This window comes from Nitrospira sp. CR1.1, from assembly GCA_014055465.1.
In the GTDB taxonomy this organism is placed as follows: Bacteria; Nitrospirota; Nitrospiria; order Nitrospirales; family Nitrospiraceae; genus Nitrospira_A.
Map to the genome: position 1 here is coordinate 299,055 of WIAF01000002.1, position 18,764 is coordinate 317,818.

The following is an 18,764-nucleotide window of genomic DNA, read 5'->3' on the forward strand; positions in this document are numbered from 1 at the left end:
GCCTGCCGAGTTCATATCATCAGCCCCCACGCGTGAAGCATTTGCTTGCCAATTCTTTCGGCCACGGTTCGACCCGAGTAGCCCTGCTCCTCGCTCTGGTCCTGTCGGCATTCTACAGCCCGCTTGTAGCGGAAGAGCTCGGCACGTCCGATGTCTCCCATCTCCTCGATATGCGCTTCTCCACGACAACTTTCCTGCTCAATCTGGAGAAGCAGGGCCTGGAAGACAATACCTTTACCAACGGATTGGGGCGCGACACGACGTTGATCGGCAACCTCGTCAACGCAACCCTCTACCGGCAGCTGCTTCCCGGTCTGGAAGCCGAGTTGGGCCTCTTCGCGAACATGCCGTTCGGCCATGACACGGAGCTCTCCCAGATCCGGCCCATCGTCCGCCTGACCTATCAACCGGTCGAGCAGATTACGGCTGTCGCCGGCACGCTTCGCACCCCTCATCGGGACTTCCACGACGCGGTGTTCGACAACGGCAACCGTTTCTTGCGCCCCATCGAGCAAGGGGCTCAAATGCTAGTGGATTCCGAGTTCTATCGGCAAGACCTGTTTATCAACTGGGAACAGGCCTTTCGAGGCTCCGCGACCAACCGTTTCGACGTCGGGTATGCCGGACAACTGAAGTTTGGCCCCCTGCATCTCAACGGACAAACCCACTGGGTGCGCAACGGGCAAGCGTTGTTCAAACTCGACCGGTCGTTCCAGGCAGGCGACAACCTCGTTGTCGCCGCCGGCCCTGAGTTGGTCATGGAACCCTCCCGCTATTTCCCATCCCTCCCCTGGTGGAATCAGCTCGGAGTCCGCTTCACCTATCTCACGAGCTACAACCAAACGGACGCCGGCGTTGAAGCTACCCGTGGGCGAGGCTATGAACTCCACGCCTGGCTTGACCTGGCCGGATGGCGCCCTTACCTTGCCTTCTGGAAGGGCCGGAATTTCCTCAGTCAACAGGGAGATCCGGAATACAGGACGAGCAGCTTTCCGGAAATTGGCCTCGCAAAAACGATCAGGCTGGGGGATCGCGCGTCCATCGAATTCGGGGCGCAGGCACGGCGTATCAGAGCCTTCTTCACGGAAGACGGCGTGAATTACCAGAATCGAGACACCTTTAAATGGGTGAACCAGGAATATCTGGTCTTCAACTGGAATTGGGATACGAACCACGCAGACCTGATCGGTGATGTGTGGGCCTCGCTGTCCCGGCCGTTCGGGGATCGGCAGGACGCGCCGGCGGGACGCCAATTCACTGCCAAGCTGGACACGTTGACCTATGTTTACAGTATTGCTTATTCCGGCATTCGCCAGATCAACGGGGTCCCGGTTTCAACCCAGACGTTTGCCGGGCAATATCTCTCGCCGGTGCTTCAATACCGGGCAAGCCCTCAGCTGACACTCGATGCCGGCCTGTTTGCCGGTCTGCCGGTGGGCGAGACCCAACGGTTTCACACGGTGCAACCGATTCTCTCCGCGCAATACGAAATGGTTCCGGCTGTCCGCTTGGTGGCCGGCACGCTGCACCGCAACCACCCGTTCGTGGATGCGCTCTTCAATGACGCGATGCTCTTGACCCGCCCGATCGAGCAGGGCTTCCAACTACTGGTCGATCGAGAACAGTACCAACAGGATCTCTTTATCAACTGGAACCAGATCGAAACGTTTCAGAAGGCAGAACGGTTTGATGTGGGTTATGCCGGCCGAGTGGCGGCGGGCCCCTTCGCCTTGAACGGCCAGGTGTATTGGACCCATTCCGGTGGCGCACAATATTCCGAGGCGCGCACATTCTTCGGATCTGGACTACCCCGCGATCGCCCGGCCGGCAACAATTTTCTCACGGCATTCGGCCCTCAATTCACCGTTCAGCCCAGGCAATACTGGCCGCAATTGTCCTGGCTGCGAGAAATCGATGTGCTGGCGCTCTATCTGACCAGCCAGAACGAACCCACGCAAAGCGGTTCACCAATCGTGCGGGGCCGTGGCTATCAACTCACCGCCGGGGTGAATCTCGATGGTTGGCGCCCCTATGTCACCATTTGGCGGGGGGAACATTTTGTCACGGAGCGAGGCGACCCGGCCTACTACGCGGGCGACTTCACCGAATTCGGCCTATTCAAAGATTTCATCCTGCCCGCCGGTTTTTCCTTACGACTCGGCGGATTCGGGCGCACAATCGAACGGCATCTCACCCATACCGAATACGCGCTGCTGAACTGGTCCTGGGATCAGTCGCCTTGGCGCGGATTCTGTCAGCGCCCCACGCTATTGCACCGGAGCGAGTCTTCATGCGGTCAATTCTGAGATACACTTCTCGCTTGCCACCCCGCGCCAAGCCCGTTAGAGTAGCACCGTAAGTGCTCTAAAGGCCGTCTGTTGTCTGTATGAGGAGGGCGCATGCGCCGTTGGTCGATCGGTCTTCTGTTTCTAGTCCTGCCGTGCATTCCCACTGTTATCCAAGCCGAAAATTATGTGGCCGCGGGGATCGGCATGAACGCTCCTAGTTTTGATACCACGGATGCCGGAAAGGTCTCGCTCCAGAAAGATCTGTTCTATGGAGGCAAGATCGGCCACTACTTCAATGACCGTGGGTACAATTGGTTCGGCCTGGAGGTGGACATGTATCGATCCACGCCCGGCATCAAACAACAGTCCCTGCCAACCTCCAGCAATCCACGGCTATCGGGGCCAATCCCGGGGGCTGATCTTCAGGTGCACTCGCTGGCCTTCAATGCACTGGTCCGGGTCACCGGGTATCAGTACAAAGTGGAGCCCTATGCGGGTCTTGGAATCGGCCTCAATGTGGGCAATATTTCCAATGGGACTTTCAGGCCTGAGGCCTCGTTCGCGCCGAGCTTCAATGTCCTCGCCGGCATCCGCTACTACATGACCGAGTCGATTGCCCCCTTTATTGAGTACAAATACAACTTCGCCCAATTCAAGTTCGACCGCAGCAATGTCACCGCTGACTACCGCGCGAACCTCTTTATGTTCGGCATCGCCTACCACTTCGGCCGCTAACGGTCGCCAGCCGAGATAGGATCCCCTCGCATCGGCCCCTGGCACAGCGGACTAAAAGCCAACCGATGACCGGCAAGGCAGGTTGCTCCACCCGGCGGTTGAGGCGCTCAGCGCCGGATCGCTGCCAGGATGGTTTCTGATCGCCAGGGAATGCGGGCCACGCGCGTGCGGAACGCGCTCCGTTCTCGCCGACCAACGCGACAGGATTCCCACCGTCACCCGCATCGATGGATCAGCCAGACTACACACCGTGCGTCGAGCCGATCATCCACGCTACTGGAACCTGCTCGACCGATTTGAACCGCTCTCTGTATATCTGCTCAACACGGCCTTCCAACATTCAGGAACCTGTTGCCTGCACGCCGGAGCAGGCGCCCGCGGCGTGTCTCAATAGTGGCGTCGATGCGCTGGTGATCGGGAATTACGTTATCGCGCGGAACCCAGTGGGGATGGAACGGCGTTCGCTTCAGCTATTTCTGCGCTGCATCCTAATTTTCTCTTGCTACCCTGATGCTCTGCGAAAGGCCTCTTGTTAGCTCTGCACGTCTGTTCCTGCGCTAGACGGTCTGAATTCCCGGCACGATTTCAGATACGTGAGAATGCTGGATTTCGGGACCTTCAAGGCCTGAAATGCATGCCGGATCAAGGTGTGCGCTCCCTCGACTTCCGGCAGAATGATTTCCGTCGCACCCACGCCCTTCAGGTCTTCTGCCTCCTTAAATCCATGCGCCCGGACAAGCACGGGTATGTGTTCATTCAAGCCGCGGAGTCGCCGCAGGGTGAGTGATGCCTCGTGAATCACAGGAAGGGCAACAATCGCCAGCGCTGCGCGCTGAGCACCGGCGGCTTTCAACAGTTCGGTTTGCGAGGCATCCCCGTACACGCACGAAATGCCGCGACGGCGCAACTGTCGCACAAGATCCGGGTCGCGCTCTATCACGGTGTAGGGAATCTCAAAATGATCGAGGGCTAACCCCACCGTACTGCCCACGCGATCGAATCCGCAGACCACCACATGCCCTGCTTGCTCATCCTGGACTCCTCCTTGGACCGGCACGAAAGCGCGTCCCATTCGCAAATGCAATGCCGCGATCCACCTCGGCGCATACCGGACGAGTGGGGCGTTGAGAAGAATGCTCAGAAGCGACGCGGCGAGAATGGCATTGTACACATCCTCGCCCACATGGCCGGCCGTTTTGGCGACCTGCACCAACACATAAGAAAATTCTCCTATTTGCGTGAGACCGACGCCCACCAGCAGTGCCGTTCCCCATGCATAGCGGAAGAACCGTACGACGAGCGTCCAAATGATAAATTTCCCCGCCATAATCAATCCCAGCATGACGCCCAGCAAGGGCAAATTGGCCCAGACGACGCGCGGATCGATCAGAATGCCGATCGTCACAAAAAAGAGGGCGACGAACGCATCACGTAGCGACAGGAGCCGGGCGAGCATTTCGTGCCCATATTCCGAACCGCTAATGATCAGCCCGGCCAGGAACGCGCCAAGGGCGAGGGACAATCCCGCCATTTGCGTCACTGCCGCCGTTCCGATGCCCAGGGACAGCGAGACCAGCAGAAAGAGTTCGGCATTCTGTGTCTTCGCAATGCGTGTCAACAGCGGAGGAATCGCTTTCGCAGCGAGGTACGAGAAGGGAACCAGAATCAGGGCCGCCAGCCATAACGCTTTTCCAATGGCGACGAAGCGGCCAGGTTCCAGAGCCCCGAGCGCCGGAAGCAGCACGGTAAGCGCCACCACGGCTAGGTCTTCCACCAGCGTGATCCCGATCATCACCCGGCCATGCTTGGCACGCAGGTCTCCGCTGTCCAGCAGCAAGCGGGCCAGGACCATCGTGCTCGCCACCGACACGACTGCGCCGATCACCACGCTTTGGATGAAAGTCCACCCCACCATATGGCCCGCACCGACCCCGAGCAATATGGAGAGGACGATGCCCATCGGGCCTCCCAGTAGGGCAACCCACCGGACTCGCAACAAATCGTTCAAGGAAAATTCAATGCCGATGGAGAACATTAGGAGGATCACGCCGATTTCAGCGAACAATTCGAAACTATGGACGTCCGAAATGGAGGGACCCGGCGTCAAGGGGCTGATCAAAATGCCGCCGAAGACATACCCCAGAATCAACGGTTGACGAAGCAGATAGGCGGAGGTCCCGCCGACGACCGCGGCGATGAACACATAGGCGAGATCTCGAAAGAAAATGGGATCCGGGGTCATGCATCCTCTTAGACAAGGGGATCGGCTTCTGCCACCTAGCAAGGAGCGGGCATAAACATTTTGGATATCTGGCCGAAGGGGCTATCCATACAATCCGATTCAAACGGAATGTCTTGAACCGAACTCATCCCGTGATGCGGATCCTTTCGGCTCATACACGTCACCACCTTCTAACTCCCGGCATGCTGCCACAGATGATGAGCAGGAAGTGAAGATTCTCGACACATGTATCTATACCAAACTAGACGCCTGCATTTGTCTCAGCGGACCATTCTCACCTCTGAGTAGTGAGCCAAGTCAGGTATTCTAACCATTTTCCGATTGAGGCCGTATGGTTCTTTGTCGAACCGTTAGCCAGCTGAGAATCCTTGCGGACCAGGCTACCTGCAGCCTGAAGGAGTCCTGACTACACGAACCGCATCGGCTCGAGCGAGCTCGGGAATCATTGCATGAAAACATGCGCCTGGAGCCTGTTGTAGCAGTCGCTTCTGGAGTCAGGTCGAGGGACACGTAACCGGGTTCAACGCCGGCTGCTCCCCGCGTCATGTTGGCGTGACACAATGTGCTGATGGCGCCGAGAAGGAGGAGGCTATCCCGTAGCAACGAACAGTTCGATAGGCTTCGGGGCGAGCAGGCAAGCAAACTTACTGGCGGGGTTTATCCGCTCGCCTTCGTAACCGGACACACGCGACAGGCGCACAGTCGAATCACGCAGGGTTTGGAGGCGCCGGGCGGGTTCGAACCGCCGCATCGCAGTTTTGCAGCTTGCCCGAGCGCTCTATGACGGACGAAGACCAACAGAGAGTGGTAGATACAAACAATCAAGCAGATCAATGACTTATGGCATTTTGACTGCGCCCTACTGAGACTGACTAGGACTCCGAACCGGGAGCAAAATCGGGAGTGGAACCGGGAGTAAAACCGGGATCAGGGTTTGTACCTGTTTATATAGACTAGGACCGTATCCCTTTGGCGCCTCAATTTGCATTACAACGTATCGTCAACGCTTAACGTCTAACGATGCTCCGGATGTATACGATGTTCATTCGCTGAGAAACTGATCGACATGCTCAATCAAAGCTTTGAGGTCTGGAATCCGCGCTGGAAGGGTGAGGTAGAGCGTCTCATAACTCAAAGTGTTAAGGGTAAGAGAGGTGTTTGCTTTTTTCTTATCATACGAGATATTTGCTAGACTGTATATCCGCTTAAGATCCTCGGCTGGTCGGTCCCGCAATTCCAGATTGTCGTGACTAGGATCGAAACCAAACTGCGTTCTAATCCTAGGAATAGTCAGTTCGGCATTCAATCTTTCGAAATGCGTGTATTCAGACATAAACCATGCTTCGATCTCCATTATCCCCAGGACAAACAAGACCTGTACCGGTACTGTCTTCAGCTTATAATTGAGGCCACTCCTAAGTTTTGGTATTTCGCTATGTGAAAAATCCGGGTAGACATCTCGGATCCCAATTATGAAACCGAAGCCAGCGTCTACCAGTTTGTCGTAATTGTCTCGAATGTCAGATTTGACGCGATTATCTGCACCGCAATCCACGAGCACCGCGAAATAACGATTATTCACCCCATTTGAAGTCTCAAGGGTAGTAATTTTACGAGCGCCGGATTGTCCGCCTCCGACAGCACGCCGCTTGGTAATGGTCACCCTCTTCCGCCCTGCTATTTCTTCAATCAAACGTTCGGCGAAGAGTTGTTCGGTTTGCCCTTCGACGAATATCGCAATCTTAGTCACTTGCGTTCGCCTCGCCAGCCTCACCGACAAAATCTACAGCAAGAAAATCAAAATTGTTCAGCCCGGTGAACTTAAAATCATCAAATATTTTCTTTGAGTTTCGATAATTATAGACTCTGCAATCCCCCCCTTCTCGACGTAGAAGCGACCAAGACTCTAAAGGCACTGCATTCATTATAAAACGGTCATTTGTCGCCATAATGAGTTGAACGGAAGTGTGGGTAGCCTTTTCAATCAACAATTTAATTAGCTGGCAGGATCTATCGAAATCCAATCCTTCCCCAATATCATCCACGAGAATACAACTTGGGCGGCTATCCATAACTGCATAATTCAGATGAATGATCATAGACAGAACCCTAAACATACCTTGGGACATTTCGTGCTGATAAATCATTGGTAGGAGAGTTCGCTCCTTTACGTACAATGCCACCATCTCCCCCTGGATTTGTATTTCCGGAGCTACCTGAATAGATAGTGGTGGCGCCAACCCAACGTCCTCGATCTCGTAACCAACGGTCGCCATGTCTTTAATAATGTTTTGTTTAAATGGCTGGCCAAGTTTCGTATACCCTCTCCTATAGACTCCTGCTACCTGATTGGGATCCTTGGGGTTGAAACTGATTGGGGCTCCTTCCTTCACGATCAGCGCTAAGTGATCCTTCCCCATGGATGTTCCAAAGGCAAAAAATCTCAAGTCATTCCCCCACTGAAACAGACTCTCAAAATACGGATGTTGAATTGAATCCCTTCGAGCCGCGGAAGCTAACCGATTGGGAGGAGTCTGAAACTCAATCCACTTATTTTCTTTTACAGCATAAATTTTACCTATACCCTCGGCCCCTCGTTCTAGAAACTTTTTCCCGTCAATAGCAAATTCCTCACTTGTCACAATTTGGTCTGAATATTTCAGTGAATAGGTCAATAATTTATGGCCATCTTCGAAAACAACCTCGTAATCACCCGAAATATATTTTAGTGGGCTATCTTGAGATAGAAGACCGGCTAGGCCATTGATCACGTTAAGAGTTCTAGTCTTTCCACTAGCGTTCTTTCCTACTAATAAATTTATCTCGTCAAAGGTGAGACCATTAACCCTCCAGGTGTTTGGCCTCCCCTCATGCTGGGAGTAACGCAGAGATTTAAGCTTCATAGTGGTAAGCCTGCCTTGCAGTGAGAGTTGAACGCTCTACTCTTGGGTTTATCCTAAAGACTGGCGTTTTCCTGGGGAAGATTGAGTGCCGGAGAATTCTACTACCTTTCCGACTGAATGCCTATCATAGACTAGGGTTGCGCACACCTAAACCCTCGACAAAGCTGAGAGCTGATATGTCACCAATGCACAGAATGAGTTTCGTCCTACTTTGACCATATAGATCAAGTGAAGCGGGGGCTGCGCCCCCGATCCCCCCCGGCCGTCCGGTCCAGTGGTCCGGAACGGCCGGGCGGCCTCGTTGGGCGGAGTCTTTGCGTTCCTAATCTCCTCATAGTTTCAGTATTCCTCTTGTCTGCTCTGTCTTTGTAAGCAACGATCCAACAGAATAGCGGCCAAGCTGACGCATCGCCGTCACCACTTGAAAATAACCCTGCATTTCCTCCCTCTCACCCCCTGAGAAGCCAACAGGTGGTGACAGGGTGGGGCCATATAGAGCCTATAACTAAGTATTAGAAGTAAAGATTTGTGAGTACCAGCATAGAAGTGACCACCTGTTCCCAGGTGGTCACCGTGTTCTGGAACGCGCGAGCGAATAGACTAGCGACTGAGAATATCGAGGATTTCATCCAATGGTCGAATGGTCCCCAACAGGAGAGGATCACCGAAACGCCTATTATGACGGTTCTCCTTGACCTTGAGCAATCCAGTCACAAGATTGTTGAAATCATCCAGCTTGGATGTTTCAAAGTAGGTAATAAAATCCCAATCATCCAACCCGCTGGAGTGATAGAGCTTCCGTTTCACCGTCTTCAAGTATGCGACCGTCGCATCCGTGTGTTCCTTCATCAGGCCTGTTCGGGTGTCTTGTCCAGAAATCCACCATTCTGCGTCCTTGCGTATAGGAACCACTATAACGTATGGGCTGCCCTGAGGTGGCGGTGTCTTCAACTCCCCCTTCAGTTCTTCTGGGAAGCTAGGGACATAATTTAGGGTTTTGGTGATGCCATTGAAGGTGTCAGTATTTTTCATATCCATCCCCATAGTGGTCCCCATGAGGTCTAACAAGAAGTTCTGATTATGAACCATCTCTTTCGAGTGAATCCTGACAAGTACATCAGCTCTCTCAGACAGACCACGAAGCAAATGCGTATCGACTATTAACTTATCGGCGTGCTTTTCGAACACCTTTTTCATTTCGGAGGCCGCCTTGACACGCGCTTCATGATCCATCTGCCACCAGTGCTCCCCCATCTTGAACACAGCAAACGTTGCGTAGACACCAGGATCCTTTAAGAGCTTGTCGTGATCCATGGCCGCCTCACTCACTACAGACAACATGGGAAGGAAGCATAATAGAAGCGCAACCATCGAAATCTGCCTGATTCTCTTCATAAGTCCGTTCTCCTTTTCGGTTAAAAGGGCTGGTACAACCCAATGCATGGTCAAGCATAGCCCTGCCCCTTTACATCGATCTCACGAAATTGTCACATTTTTATCACGCCTGATGTGGCGAGCGGCCCGTAACGGTCGAGAACAATAGAGACTAGAAGTGCACGGTGGGCAGTTCAAAGCTGATGATGGTTCCGATGTTTGGTGTACTCTCCGCTCGAATTGTACTTCCATGTAGCTCTAGAATTCGCTTAGTAATGGCCAGCCCGAGCCCAGCTCCTCCAGGCTGATTTTGTCGATTCGCCCTATAAAAACGATCAAAAATATAAGGCAAGTCGTGATCAGCGATACCACAGCCAGTATCAGAAATTCGTATCATAACCGAGCCGGATTCGTGGCTTAACGAAATCGCAATGGTCCCTCCGCTCGGTGTATAGCGAGTAGCATTATTGATTATGTTTTCTAGCGCCCGCTCGATGAGGCCGATATCAGCCTCCACAAATGGCAGATCATCTGTAAAACTGCTCTTTAAGGCTATCCCCCTATTTGCGACGGTGAGTTGAAACTTTTGACACACATCCTGGACAAGCTCGGCTAACGAAAATTGTTCGCATTGAATGCGAGCTTCACGCGAATCTAAGCGAGCCAATTCAAAGAGTTCCCCCACAAGCTCCCTAAGCCGTTGGCTTTGCTTGAGGGCAACGTCGAGAAACGTCCGGTATTCCTCTCGTGTAAGCGTCCCTTCTTTCATCAGTAACGTTTCCAGATACCCATGCAAGGATGCCAGGGGGGTACGCAAATCATGGGACACATTGGCCACCAACTCACGCCGAAGGATGTCCGTCTGCTTCAAAGTGGCCACTTGCTGAAGAATTCGTTCTACCATCCCATTGAATGTGGACCGGAGCCGATCAATTTCATCACTATTCCGCTCAGGAATAAAATCCTGAGGATGCAGCACGAGCGCCTCTGAAAAATCGCTCTTTGCGAACGTTTCCATCGTCGATGCTAGTTTGGTTAGCCTTCTGGTGAGCATGTTGAATAGAAAGAGGCCGCCCAAAAGAGCGAACAGTAAGCCGGTAAGTGCTGCCCAGAGACTCAGCCGGAAGATATAGCTCCGATTCAGCATATCGGCGACGGAGTCATACTCCTCTCCGCCAAGAACAATGTACAGATATCCTGTTGGTTGTCCGTGTAAGGGTATGGCTGAAACAGAAAAGACCTTCTGTCGAGTCGCATCACGGGGATCGTCACCAAGAATAGGAAATGCGTCCGCCTCGGTGAGAAAACGATGTATTGGTTCTAACGAGACAGCCGAGCGCTTGACCTTCTCAGTGGGAGCGGAGAAGTTGACTATGCCCCCATTCTCATCAAGCAAGTACATCTCAATGCTCGGATTGATAACCATAAGTAGGTGAAACAGTTCTTTCAGAGCGTACGGACTCACCTCTCCTTGGCTGCTTAGTAACTGGTCAGTAACAATGTTTCTGGCCAGAGCACGGTTCAGCTTCTGATTCACTTCTTGCTGATACATGCGCGTCGTGAAGACCATTAGGAGGGTGTATAGAACCCCAACCGCACAAAACAGGAAGAGCAACACAAGGGCGAGTTTGCCGTAAAGTGACCGCGACATGGTCAGTCCTTTAAGCCGGATCCTTCTAGTTCACAGAATTTGTATCCGACGCCCCACACAGTCAGAATAAAGTCGGGCTTGGCCGAATCCTTTTCAATCTTGGCGCGCAATCTGTTGATATGGGAATTTACCGTGTGTTCATAGCCGTCGTGACCGTAGCCCCAGACCGAATCGAGAAGCTGACTGCGCGTATAAACTCTGCCTGGATGGGATGCAAACTGCAGGAGCAAATCGAACTCTTTGGCCGTGAGATCCCTCAAGCTGCCTCTCACTGTGACCTTCCGTTTTTCAACATCGATGAAGAGGCCCTTTGCGCGGATAGTTTTCTGAACGTCCTGCGTCTTATCTCTAAATGCTTCAGAACGGCGGAAGAGGGCCTTTACACGTGCGAGCAGTTCTCGAACACTAAATGGTTTAGTAACATAGTCGTCAGCACCAACTTCCAGCCCAAGGACCCTGTCTATTTCTGAGGATTTCGCAGTCAACATGAGGATGGGTGTATAGGTGGGGAGCGATCGAAGCTGCCGACATATCTCTAACCCGTCGATGCCAGGCAGCATCACGTCAAGAATAATAAGGTCATATCTCTTCGAGAGCACACATTGAAGGCCATCCTCTCCGGTTTTGGCGATCTCTACGGCATATGCGGTGTCGGTCAGGTGCATCTCCAAGAGCCGACCAATATCTAAGTCGTCTTCTACGACAAGAATTTGTTTAGCCATGAAAACCATATATTCGAGGCAGCAGGAATGCCTTTAGCATAGCGTCCGTCACAAATTCATCACAGCCATAGTTTATAGACCGAACTGAAGAAAGCCGGGCATGCTGAGGAAATGTCCGCTTTCAATGCCAAGGCCTGGTTTAATCGCGCGAATATTCCATGTGTCGGTAGCCGAGAATTTTAAGAAGCGAGACTACGAGTGGTCAGCCCCGCACAGTCGATACAGAGCCAGATTTCGCATGTGACGTCATGCTCCCTATAATAAAACCGCACCCACGACCGTTCAAATTGGCAGAACTCACACAGCCGTTCCTTCGTATGCTCAGGACAGAGCCAAGCTTTGCGCGCCCGGTCATAGGTGGTCGCTTCCCGTCCGCAACAGGCTGGACCGAACAGACTCGGCAGCTTCAGATCACATCGATGCCAGATCATCCTCACACCTCCTGATAGACGAGTCCCTTCCCAAGCACCAGTTGCAAAATCGTGCCGCTGAACCAAATGGGATGGCCCGAGAGCAGATCCTCCCAGGTCTTGATGAACACGATCCGCGGGATCTCAATCTCGCCTCTGATCCGGCGATAGGCGTTCCGGGTGGACCATTGGTGCCGCATCTCTTCCCACAGTCGGCTAATTGGGAACCCGAGGGAGCGCTTCCAGGACCAGCACATATTCACGTAGCCGCATTGATCCTGGACATATTGGCTGATGACGTACCGGCTGAGTCGATTGCGGGACCGATGACTCGGCTGATAGGCCTTGATCCAGACCACCGGAGCCCCGTGGAGAGCTTGCCACTGGGACGAGAGCCATTCCTGGGAGACCCAGAACCTTCGGGCACGTTCCCCATCCGGCACCCGCCAGGCCCAGAAGATATGAAGCACGCCATGCCCCTCTTCCGTCCGGACCTGGTAATACTCCAACCCCTGAAATCCCAGCTGGCGTTCAATCCGCTGGCGCAGCTGCTTGTGGTGATAGGTCAGCTTTTCCGCATCCCCGCCTTCTGCCGTGGAGAGCGTCACCCAGAGGACTTGGAACTGGTGGCACTCCCAGAACCACAAGAGCGACCGCACCCGGTGGTAGCCTCGTTTCTGTTTCCTCGTCCATTCCCCGGCGACGGGCTCCCGCCGGAACTCCTTCCAGCGGCTCATCGGGCAGCCTCCGCTTGAGGAATGGCCGGCCTCAGGCCGGCAGCGAGAATCCGTTCCAATTCCTCAATGGGAATCCGCACGGCACGCACGGACGGCTTCACATAGGCAATCTGCCGTTTCAGGATGTATTTCCTGATCGTGCTTTCTTTGAGTCCTAAGCGTTCGGCCGCTTCTCGAATGGTGATCAATTTTGTACTCGGGACCATCGGGCACCTCCTTGGTAATGAGCGAATCATTAGTGTTATGCCTTGTATACGTGATGCATAACGTGTCTTGACACGCATTACCATTGACGAGGTACACTTCCCAAGAGTTTTCAGTCCGAAAGTGGCTCGTTCACCTCCAGTTTTTTCGTATGAAATGGGATGGAGTAATGAAGCTGCCGAAGCCAGCTACAGAAGGAGAGGTCAGATGAACATAGACCGAGCCGCAATCTTTGAGCAGTTCTACGGCGAGATGAAGAAGGCCAGAGAGCGGATTCTCACCACAGCAGACGGCGAAGTCGGCTGGCTCTTGAAGTTTGTCCAGACCGACCTAGAAGCGCTCACGCCAAGTGAATGGATGGTTCTGGCTTTCGAGGTAGCCAGCTTTGTGGATGACGTCGCGAATCGCCATGGGGAAGAAATCGCGACGGAAGGAGGATGGAGCGTCCAATCTATCCCAGGAGAGAAGTTTCGTGGCACTATTCCAAGCCGCGCAGAGGCCAAAGAGATTCAGACCATGGTCCTCCGCAGCTTAGAGAACTTATGGAAAAAGGCAGTGGCTGCCTTCACGTTTCCCCAATTCACGATCATTGTCACGTTGCCGGGCGCGGACCATGAACGCAAAGGGAGTGTGTTTGTTGCCACAAAGCGAAAAGTGAAGGAGTTTGAATATCGGTTCGCCCATTTATTGGTCGACTATTCCGGGCGAATTCGGCGTTGTCCAGAATGCCAACGGATTTACCTCGCCATTCGATTTGATCAAACCTACTGCGGTCCTCGGTGCCAGACACGAGTGGCCACTCGGAAATGGCGAGAGAAACATCTACCGAAGAAACAAAAAGCCTCTGGAGATACGACTAGCACGAAGGCCGATTCGGCCAGAAAAGGGCGAAAGGGAGGGTCCGATGGCAAGGCGAAACGGTAAAGACCGTGGAGTGGTGTTTAAACAAGGCGGTTGGTGGGTTCGCCTGTATGTGAATGGCCGGGAGAAATGGTTCCGGGCGGACTCCAAGAGCCAAGCCAAGACGCTGTACGGTCGGTTGCGGTCCGAGGCGCGCGAGAATCGCTATTTTCCCGAGAAGTATGCCGTTTCCAAAGAGTTGACCCTCCGAGCATGGATTGCGCGGTATCTGGAAGGAGTGACCTCGCCAGGTCTTCGGAATGTGCATCGCTATGGAAAGTTCTGGTCGAAGCTCCTAGGGCGGAAGCTTTTGACCGAGATTACCGCCGACGACTTACGGCATATCCAAGCCAAAATGAAGCACAAGGGCACACGCACCGCCCGAACGATTAATCGCTACTTTGGAGCCCTACGACGTATCCTGAACTTGGCGATTGCCGATGGTCTGCTTTCCGCCAATCCCATCAAAGGCGTGAAGTTCTTTTCCGAGCCTGGTGGGCGGCTTCGCTTCCTGAGTGATAAGGAAATCTCCAGCCTCCGGGATACCTTGCCTCCGGAGCACTGGTTGATTGTGGCCTTTGCACTCGAAACAGGCCTACGCCTGACCGAGCAGTTTCATTCCCGCTGGGACTGCCTGAACACGGAACAGGGCATCTTGACCATTCCATTGAGTAAGTCAGGCAAGACCCGCCACGTCATTCTGACGGATGCCGCGCTGGACATCGTCAAGGGTCTCACCTCCTGGATGCACAGCCCCTTTCTTTTCCCGAGTCCCCTCACCTCCGCACAACCGATGCAGGGGCGAAACTTTGTGGTGAAGATCTATGAACCTGCCTTGAAACGAGCAAAAATCGAAGGAGTGACCTGGCACACCCTCCGGCATACCTTCGCGTCTCGGGCTGTGATGGCAGGAGTCGATATCCGGACCGTCCAGGAATTGATGGGCCATTCCACGATCACCATGACCATGCGCTATGCGCATCTCTCCCCGGCTCATTTACGCACAGCAGTGAATCGAGCGAGTTTGGGGGCAATTGCCGCGAAAAGTGCGAGTGGAACCGGGAGTAAAACCGGGAGTAGCGATAATCAGCGGGTTGAACAGGGTCCGGTCAGAATCACCGAACCCTCTGAGATATTTACAGGAATGGTTGGAGGCGCCGGGCGGGTTCGAACCGCCGCATCGCAGTTTTGCAGACTGCTCCCTTAGCCACTTGGGTACGGCGCCACGGGTCGGATTATAGAAGGGGGAGGTTCTGGAACTCAACCGCGAAGAGCGGCGAAATGGAGGAATCTTCGAACAACACAGCCGATGGTCTTATGCAGTTGATTACGGCTTGCTTGGGAGCACGGGAATGTCACGAACGATGGTGGACTGCTCATCCGGCGTGTGGCCCATCAATTCCCAGCCCGCTTCCGCTTGCCCATCCGACAACCCGTTGTGCGTGACGCCGGACGCTTCGGCTTCTTTTTCCTTGGCCAGTTGCTCGACTTCGTAGATGAGCGTATCCATAAGTTCGTCCATGGGCACCTTGCGCATCAGCTTGCCCTTCTTGAAGAGAATGCCCTTGCCTTCGCCGCCCGCGATGCCGATGTCGGCCTCTTTCCCTTCACCGATACCGTTGACGACGCAACCCAGGACGGAGACATTCAATGGGGTCTTGATATGGCCCAATTTCTTTTCCAACTCGTTGGCCATCCGCACCACATCGATTTCGACCCGGCCGCAGGTCGGACAGGCAATGACATTGATGCCGCGATGCCGCAACTCCAGCGACTTCAGGATTTCGAAGCCGACTTTGACCTCTTCCACCGGATCGGCGGCAAGCGAGACGCGCAGCGTGTCGCCGATGCCCTGCGAGAGCAACCAACCGAGGCCGATCGCGGATTTGACCGCGCCGGTCATGGCGGTGCCGGCTTCAGTAATGCCGATATGCAGCGGGTAGTTGGACTGGGTGGAGAACAGATAGTAGGCATCAATCGCGTGATGGACGTCTGATGCCTTGAGCGACACCTTCATGTTGGTGAAGCCTTCGTCTTCGAGCGCATGCACGGCGTTTAAGGCTGATTCGGACAGGGCCTCCGGCGAAGGCCACCCGTACTTATCCAGTAAAGGACGCTCAAGCGAGCCGCCGTTCACGCCCACGCGCAAAGGAATGCCCCGCTCATTGACGGCCTTGATCACTTCCTGCACTTTCCACCAGGCCCCGATGTTGCCGGGATTGATACGAACGCAATCAACGACTTCGGCCGCCTTGAGCGCCAGACGGTGATCGAAGTGAATGTCGGCAATCAACGGCACCGTCATTGCCGCCTTGATCTTCGGCAGCGCCGCCGCCGCCTCATCGTCCGGCACGGCCACGCGAATGAGTTCGCAGCCGGCGGTTTCCAACTGCTGGATCTGCTCCACCGTCGCCTTCACGTCACGCGTATCGGTGGAACACATCGACTGGACCGAAATCGGCGCATCGCCGCCGATCTTGACCGATCCCGCCTGAATCTGCCGCGTTTTTTTCCTGGTGATATGCATCAGTGTTTCGACCTGTCGCGTTGACCTTCGATCTGCCTCGGGTGATCGACCTTAGCTGCCCTGCTCATCGCCGTGCGGCAAGCTGCCGACAAGCGAGGCCAAGCGAGCGGCATCGTCCGCCACCACGCCGGCGCCGAATAGCGTCTTCACGCTGTTGTAGATGCCGTCGGCTGTCAGGCCGTACCGTTCGCGCAACAGATCTTGCGGCCCTTGCTCGATGTACCAATCTGGCAACCCGAGCACCTTGGTGCGCAACATCAGTCCGGCATCAGACAAGGTTTCCAAGACGGCGGAACCGAATCCGCCCATCTTGCAGCCTTCTTCCACCGTGACTAGGCAACGCACATTCTTCGCCGTGTTGAGGATGAGTTCGGTATCCAGCGGCTTGGCGAATCGGGCGTTGACCACGGCGGCGGAAATACCGTCCTGGGCCAACCGTTCGGCAGCCTTCATGGCCGGCCAGACAGTGACGCCGATCGCCACGATCGCTACATCCGTCCCCTCCCGCAACAATTCACCCTTGCCGATCGGCAATGCAGTGGGCTCAGGATCCATCGGCACCCCGAGGCTCACGCCCCGCGCGTACCGCACGGAAGCGGGGCCATCAAAACTCACGCAAGTCTTGATCATATGCTGCAATTCGTTTTCGTCCTTGGGCGCGGCCACGACCATGTTCGGCACATGGCGCAGGAACGCAAAATCGAACGCGCCATGGTGAGTGGTGCCGTCTTCGGCCACGAGTCCGCCCCGATCGATGCAGAAGGTGACCGGCAGGTTCTGAGTGGCCACATCGTGCACCACCTGGTCGTAGGCCCGTTGCAAGAAGGTGGAGTACAGGGCCACCACCGGCTTCATGCCCTGCGCCGCCATACCGGCCGCGAAGGTCACCGCATGCTGCTCCGCGATACCCACGTCATAAATCCGATCCGGAAACTCTTTTTCAAACGCATTCAGACCGGTGCCCTCACACATCGCGGCAGTAATGGCGACCACGCGCTTGTCTTGATGGGCAACCTTGATCAAGGCATCCACGGCCATACTGGTGTAACTGGGGCGCACGGCTTTCTTCGCCGGCACGCCCGTTTCACGCACAAACGGCGGGCAGGCATGGAACCAGACGGGGTTATCCATCGCCGCCTGATACCCCAAGCCTTTTTTCGTGATCACGTGCAGCAGGACCGGGCCCTTCATTTTCAGCACGTTTTCCAATGTCGGCAGCAGGTGCTCGAAATTGTGTCCGTCGATCGGCCCGGCGTACTGAAAGCCTAATTCCTCGAATAACAGTCCTGGCAAAATTGCGCCCTTGGCCAACTCCTCGGCCCGGCGGGCGATCTTTTGCATTTCGGCGCCAATGTGGGGAATCTTCCGCAGAAGCTGGCCGGTTTCTTCACGCATCCGGGCGTAGAATTCGCCAGTGAACGTCCGGTTCAGGTAGGCGGAAATGGCTCCGACGTTTCGGGAAATCGACATTTGATTGTCGTTCAAGACGACGATGAAATCCTTATTCGTCCCGCCCGCGTGGTGCAACCCTTCCAGAGTCATGCCCGCCGTCATCGCTCCGTCGCCGACGACGCAGACCACCTTGTGTTTCTCGCCCCGTTGCTCCCGCGCTTCCACCATTCCGAAGGCGGCTGAGACGCCGGTGCCGGCATGTCCGGCATTGAAGGTATCGTACGCACTTTCTTCGCGCTTGCAGAACCCGCTCAACCCGCCGTATTGCCGTAACGTATGGAACTGTTCCCGGCGTCCGGTGAGGAGCTTGTGGGTATAGGCCTGATTGCTGGTGTCCCAGACGATTTTATCTTTGGGCGTATCCAGAAGATATTGCAATGCGACCGTCAACTCCACGACACCCAGATTGGAGGCCAGATGCCCCCCCACATTCGAAACCACCGCGAGGATTTGCTCACGAATCTCCTGGCATAGTTCCGGAAACTGTTCAGGGGACAGACGCTTCAAATCAGCGGGACTGTGGATATTTTTTAGCAGAGACATTGCACAATCTCCTTGTCAAAGCATGACAATTGGACGCAGGTATTCATATTCGTGGAAAACAATCGTCTTGAGAAGG

15 protein-coding genes, 1 tRNA gene and 1 pseudogene are annotated in these 18,764 nt (G+C 54.5%); 5 read left to right on the top strand and 12 right to left on the bottom strand.

The window, feature by feature from the left end; translation table 11 throughout:
* The first annotated feature begins 32 nt into the window (after positions 1–32).
* From GDA65_06020 to GDA65_06030, 3 genes are all read left to right on the top strand, one after another.
* A complete protein-coding gene (locus GDA65_06020) occupies positions 33–2,306 on the top strand; it encodes a hypothetical protein (GenBank protein ID MBA5862247.1) in 2,274 nt (757 codons plus the stop codon).
* A gap of 93 nt (positions 2,307–2,399) precedes the next feature.
* Positions 2,400–3,023 carry an outer membrane beta-barrel protein gene (locus GDA65_06025; GenBank protein MBA5862248.1) on the top strand — a complete coding sequence of 208 codons (624 nt, stop codon included), beginning with the start codon at positions 2,400–2,402 and terminating at the stop codon, positions 3,021–3,023.
* 82 nt (positions 3,024–3,105) lie between these two features.
* The gene (locus GDA65_06030) at positions 3,106–3,417 is read left to right on the top strand and encodes a hypothetical protein (protein ID MBA5862249.1); all 312 of its coding nucleotides are present in this window, start codon (positions 3,106–3,108) and stop codon (positions 3,415–3,417) included.
* A gap of 138 nt (positions 3,418–3,555) precedes the next feature.
* Here the strand turns inward: GDA65_06030 and GDA65_06035 are convergent, their stop codons facing one another.
* The 9 genes from GDA65_06035 to GDA65_06075 all read right to left on the bottom strand — a co-directional run bounded on the left by GDA65_06035 (position 3,556) and on the right by GDA65_06075 (position 13,352).
* A complete protein-coding gene (locus tag GDA65_06035; protein MBA5862250.1) occupies positions 3,556–5,265 on the bottom strand; it encodes a hypothetical protein in 1,710 nt (569 codons plus the stop codon).
* Between the two features lie 1,042 nt (positions 5,266–6,307).
* Positions 6,308–7,048 carry a DUF4276 family protein gene (locus tag GDA65_06040; protein ID MBA5862251.1) on the bottom strand — a complete coding sequence of 247 codons (741 nt, stop codon included), beginning with the start codon at positions 7,046–7,048 and terminating at the stop codon, positions 6,308–6,310.
* A complete protein-coding gene (locus GDA65_06045) occupies positions 7,008–8,168 on the bottom strand; it encodes an AAA family ATPase (GenBank protein MBA5862252.1) in 1,161 nt (386 codons plus the stop codon). The genes GDA65_06040 and GDA65_06045 overlap by 41 nt, the downstream gene beginning before the upstream one ends.
* 600 nt (positions 8,169–8,768) lie before the next feature.
* Positions 8,769–9,611: a chlorite dismutase gene (locus GDA65_06050; protein MBA5862253.1), complete on the bottom strand. Its 843-nt coding sequence runs from the start codon at positions 9,609–9,611 to the stop codon at positions 8,769–8,771.
* Between the two features lie 103 nt (positions 9,612–9,714).
* Positions 9,715–11,193 carry a HAMP domain-containing protein gene (locus GDA65_06055; protein MBA5862254.1) on the bottom strand — a complete coding sequence of 493 codons (1,479 nt, stop codon included), beginning with the start codon at positions 11,191–11,193 and terminating at the stop codon, positions 9,715–9,717.
* A gap of 2 nt (positions 11,194–11,195) precedes the next feature.
* The gene (locus tag GDA65_06060; protein ID MBA5862255.1) at positions 11,196–11,924 is read right to left on the bottom strand and encodes a response regulator; all 729 of its coding nucleotides are present in this window, start codon (positions 11,922–11,924) and stop codon (positions 11,196–11,198) included.
* A 170-nt stretch (positions 11,925–12,094) separates the two neighbouring features.
* Entirely contained in the window at positions 12,095–12,346 is a 252-nt protein-coding gene (locus GDA65_06065) for a hypothetical protein (GenBank protein MBA5862256.1), read from the bottom strand.
* Between the two features lie 2 nt (positions 12,347–12,348).
* Complete coding sequence (locus GDA65_06070; protein MBA5862257.1) at positions 12,349–13,062, bottom strand: hypothetical protein; 714 nt, start codon at positions 13,060–13,062, stop codon at positions 12,349–12,351.
* The gene (locus GDA65_06075) at positions 13,059–13,352 is read right to left on the bottom strand and encodes a helix-turn-helix domain-containing protein (protein ID MBA5862258.1); all 294 of its coding nucleotides are present in this window, start codon (positions 13,350–13,352) and stop codon (positions 13,059–13,061) included. The genes GDA65_06070 and GDA65_06075 overlap by 4 nt, the downstream gene beginning before the upstream one ends.
* 121 nt (positions 13,353–13,473) lie before the next feature.
* On the opposite strand from GDA65_06075, the gene GDA65_06080 reads away from it, so the two are divergent.
* A complete protein-coding gene (locus tag GDA65_06080) occupies positions 13,474–14,190 on the top strand; it encodes a hypothetical protein (protein MBA5862259.1) in 717 nt (238 codons plus the stop codon).
* Positions 14,171–15,154: pseudogene (locus tag GDA65_06085) on the top strand (tyrosine-type recombinase/integrase). Before GDA65_06080 ends, GDA65_06085 begins: the two are co-directional and overlap by 20 nt.
* Positions 15,155–15,315: 161 nt before the next feature.
* Here GDA65_06085 and GDA65_06090 read toward each other — a convergent pair.
* The 3 genes from GDA65_06090 to dxs all read right to left on the bottom strand — a co-directional run bounded on the left by GDA65_06090 (position 15,316) and on the right by dxs (position 18,688).
* Positions 15,316–15,391 (bottom strand) — tRNA-Cys (locus GDA65_06090).
* Positions 15,392–15,493: 102 nt separating this feature from the next.
* Entirely contained in the window at positions 15,494–16,693 is a 1,200-nt protein-coding gene (ispG, locus tag GDA65_06095) for a flavodoxin-dependent (E)-4-hydroxy-3-methylbut-2-enyl-diphosphate synthase (protein ID MBA5862260.1), read from the bottom strand.
* Positions 16,694–16,744: 51 nt separating this feature from the next.
* A complete protein-coding gene (dxs, locus tag GDA65_06100) occupies positions 16,745–18,688 on the bottom strand; it encodes a 1-deoxy-D-xylulose-5-phosphate synthase (protein ID MBA5862261.1) in 1,944 nt (647 codons plus the stop codon).
* Positions 18,689–18,764 lie beyond the last annotated feature (76 nt).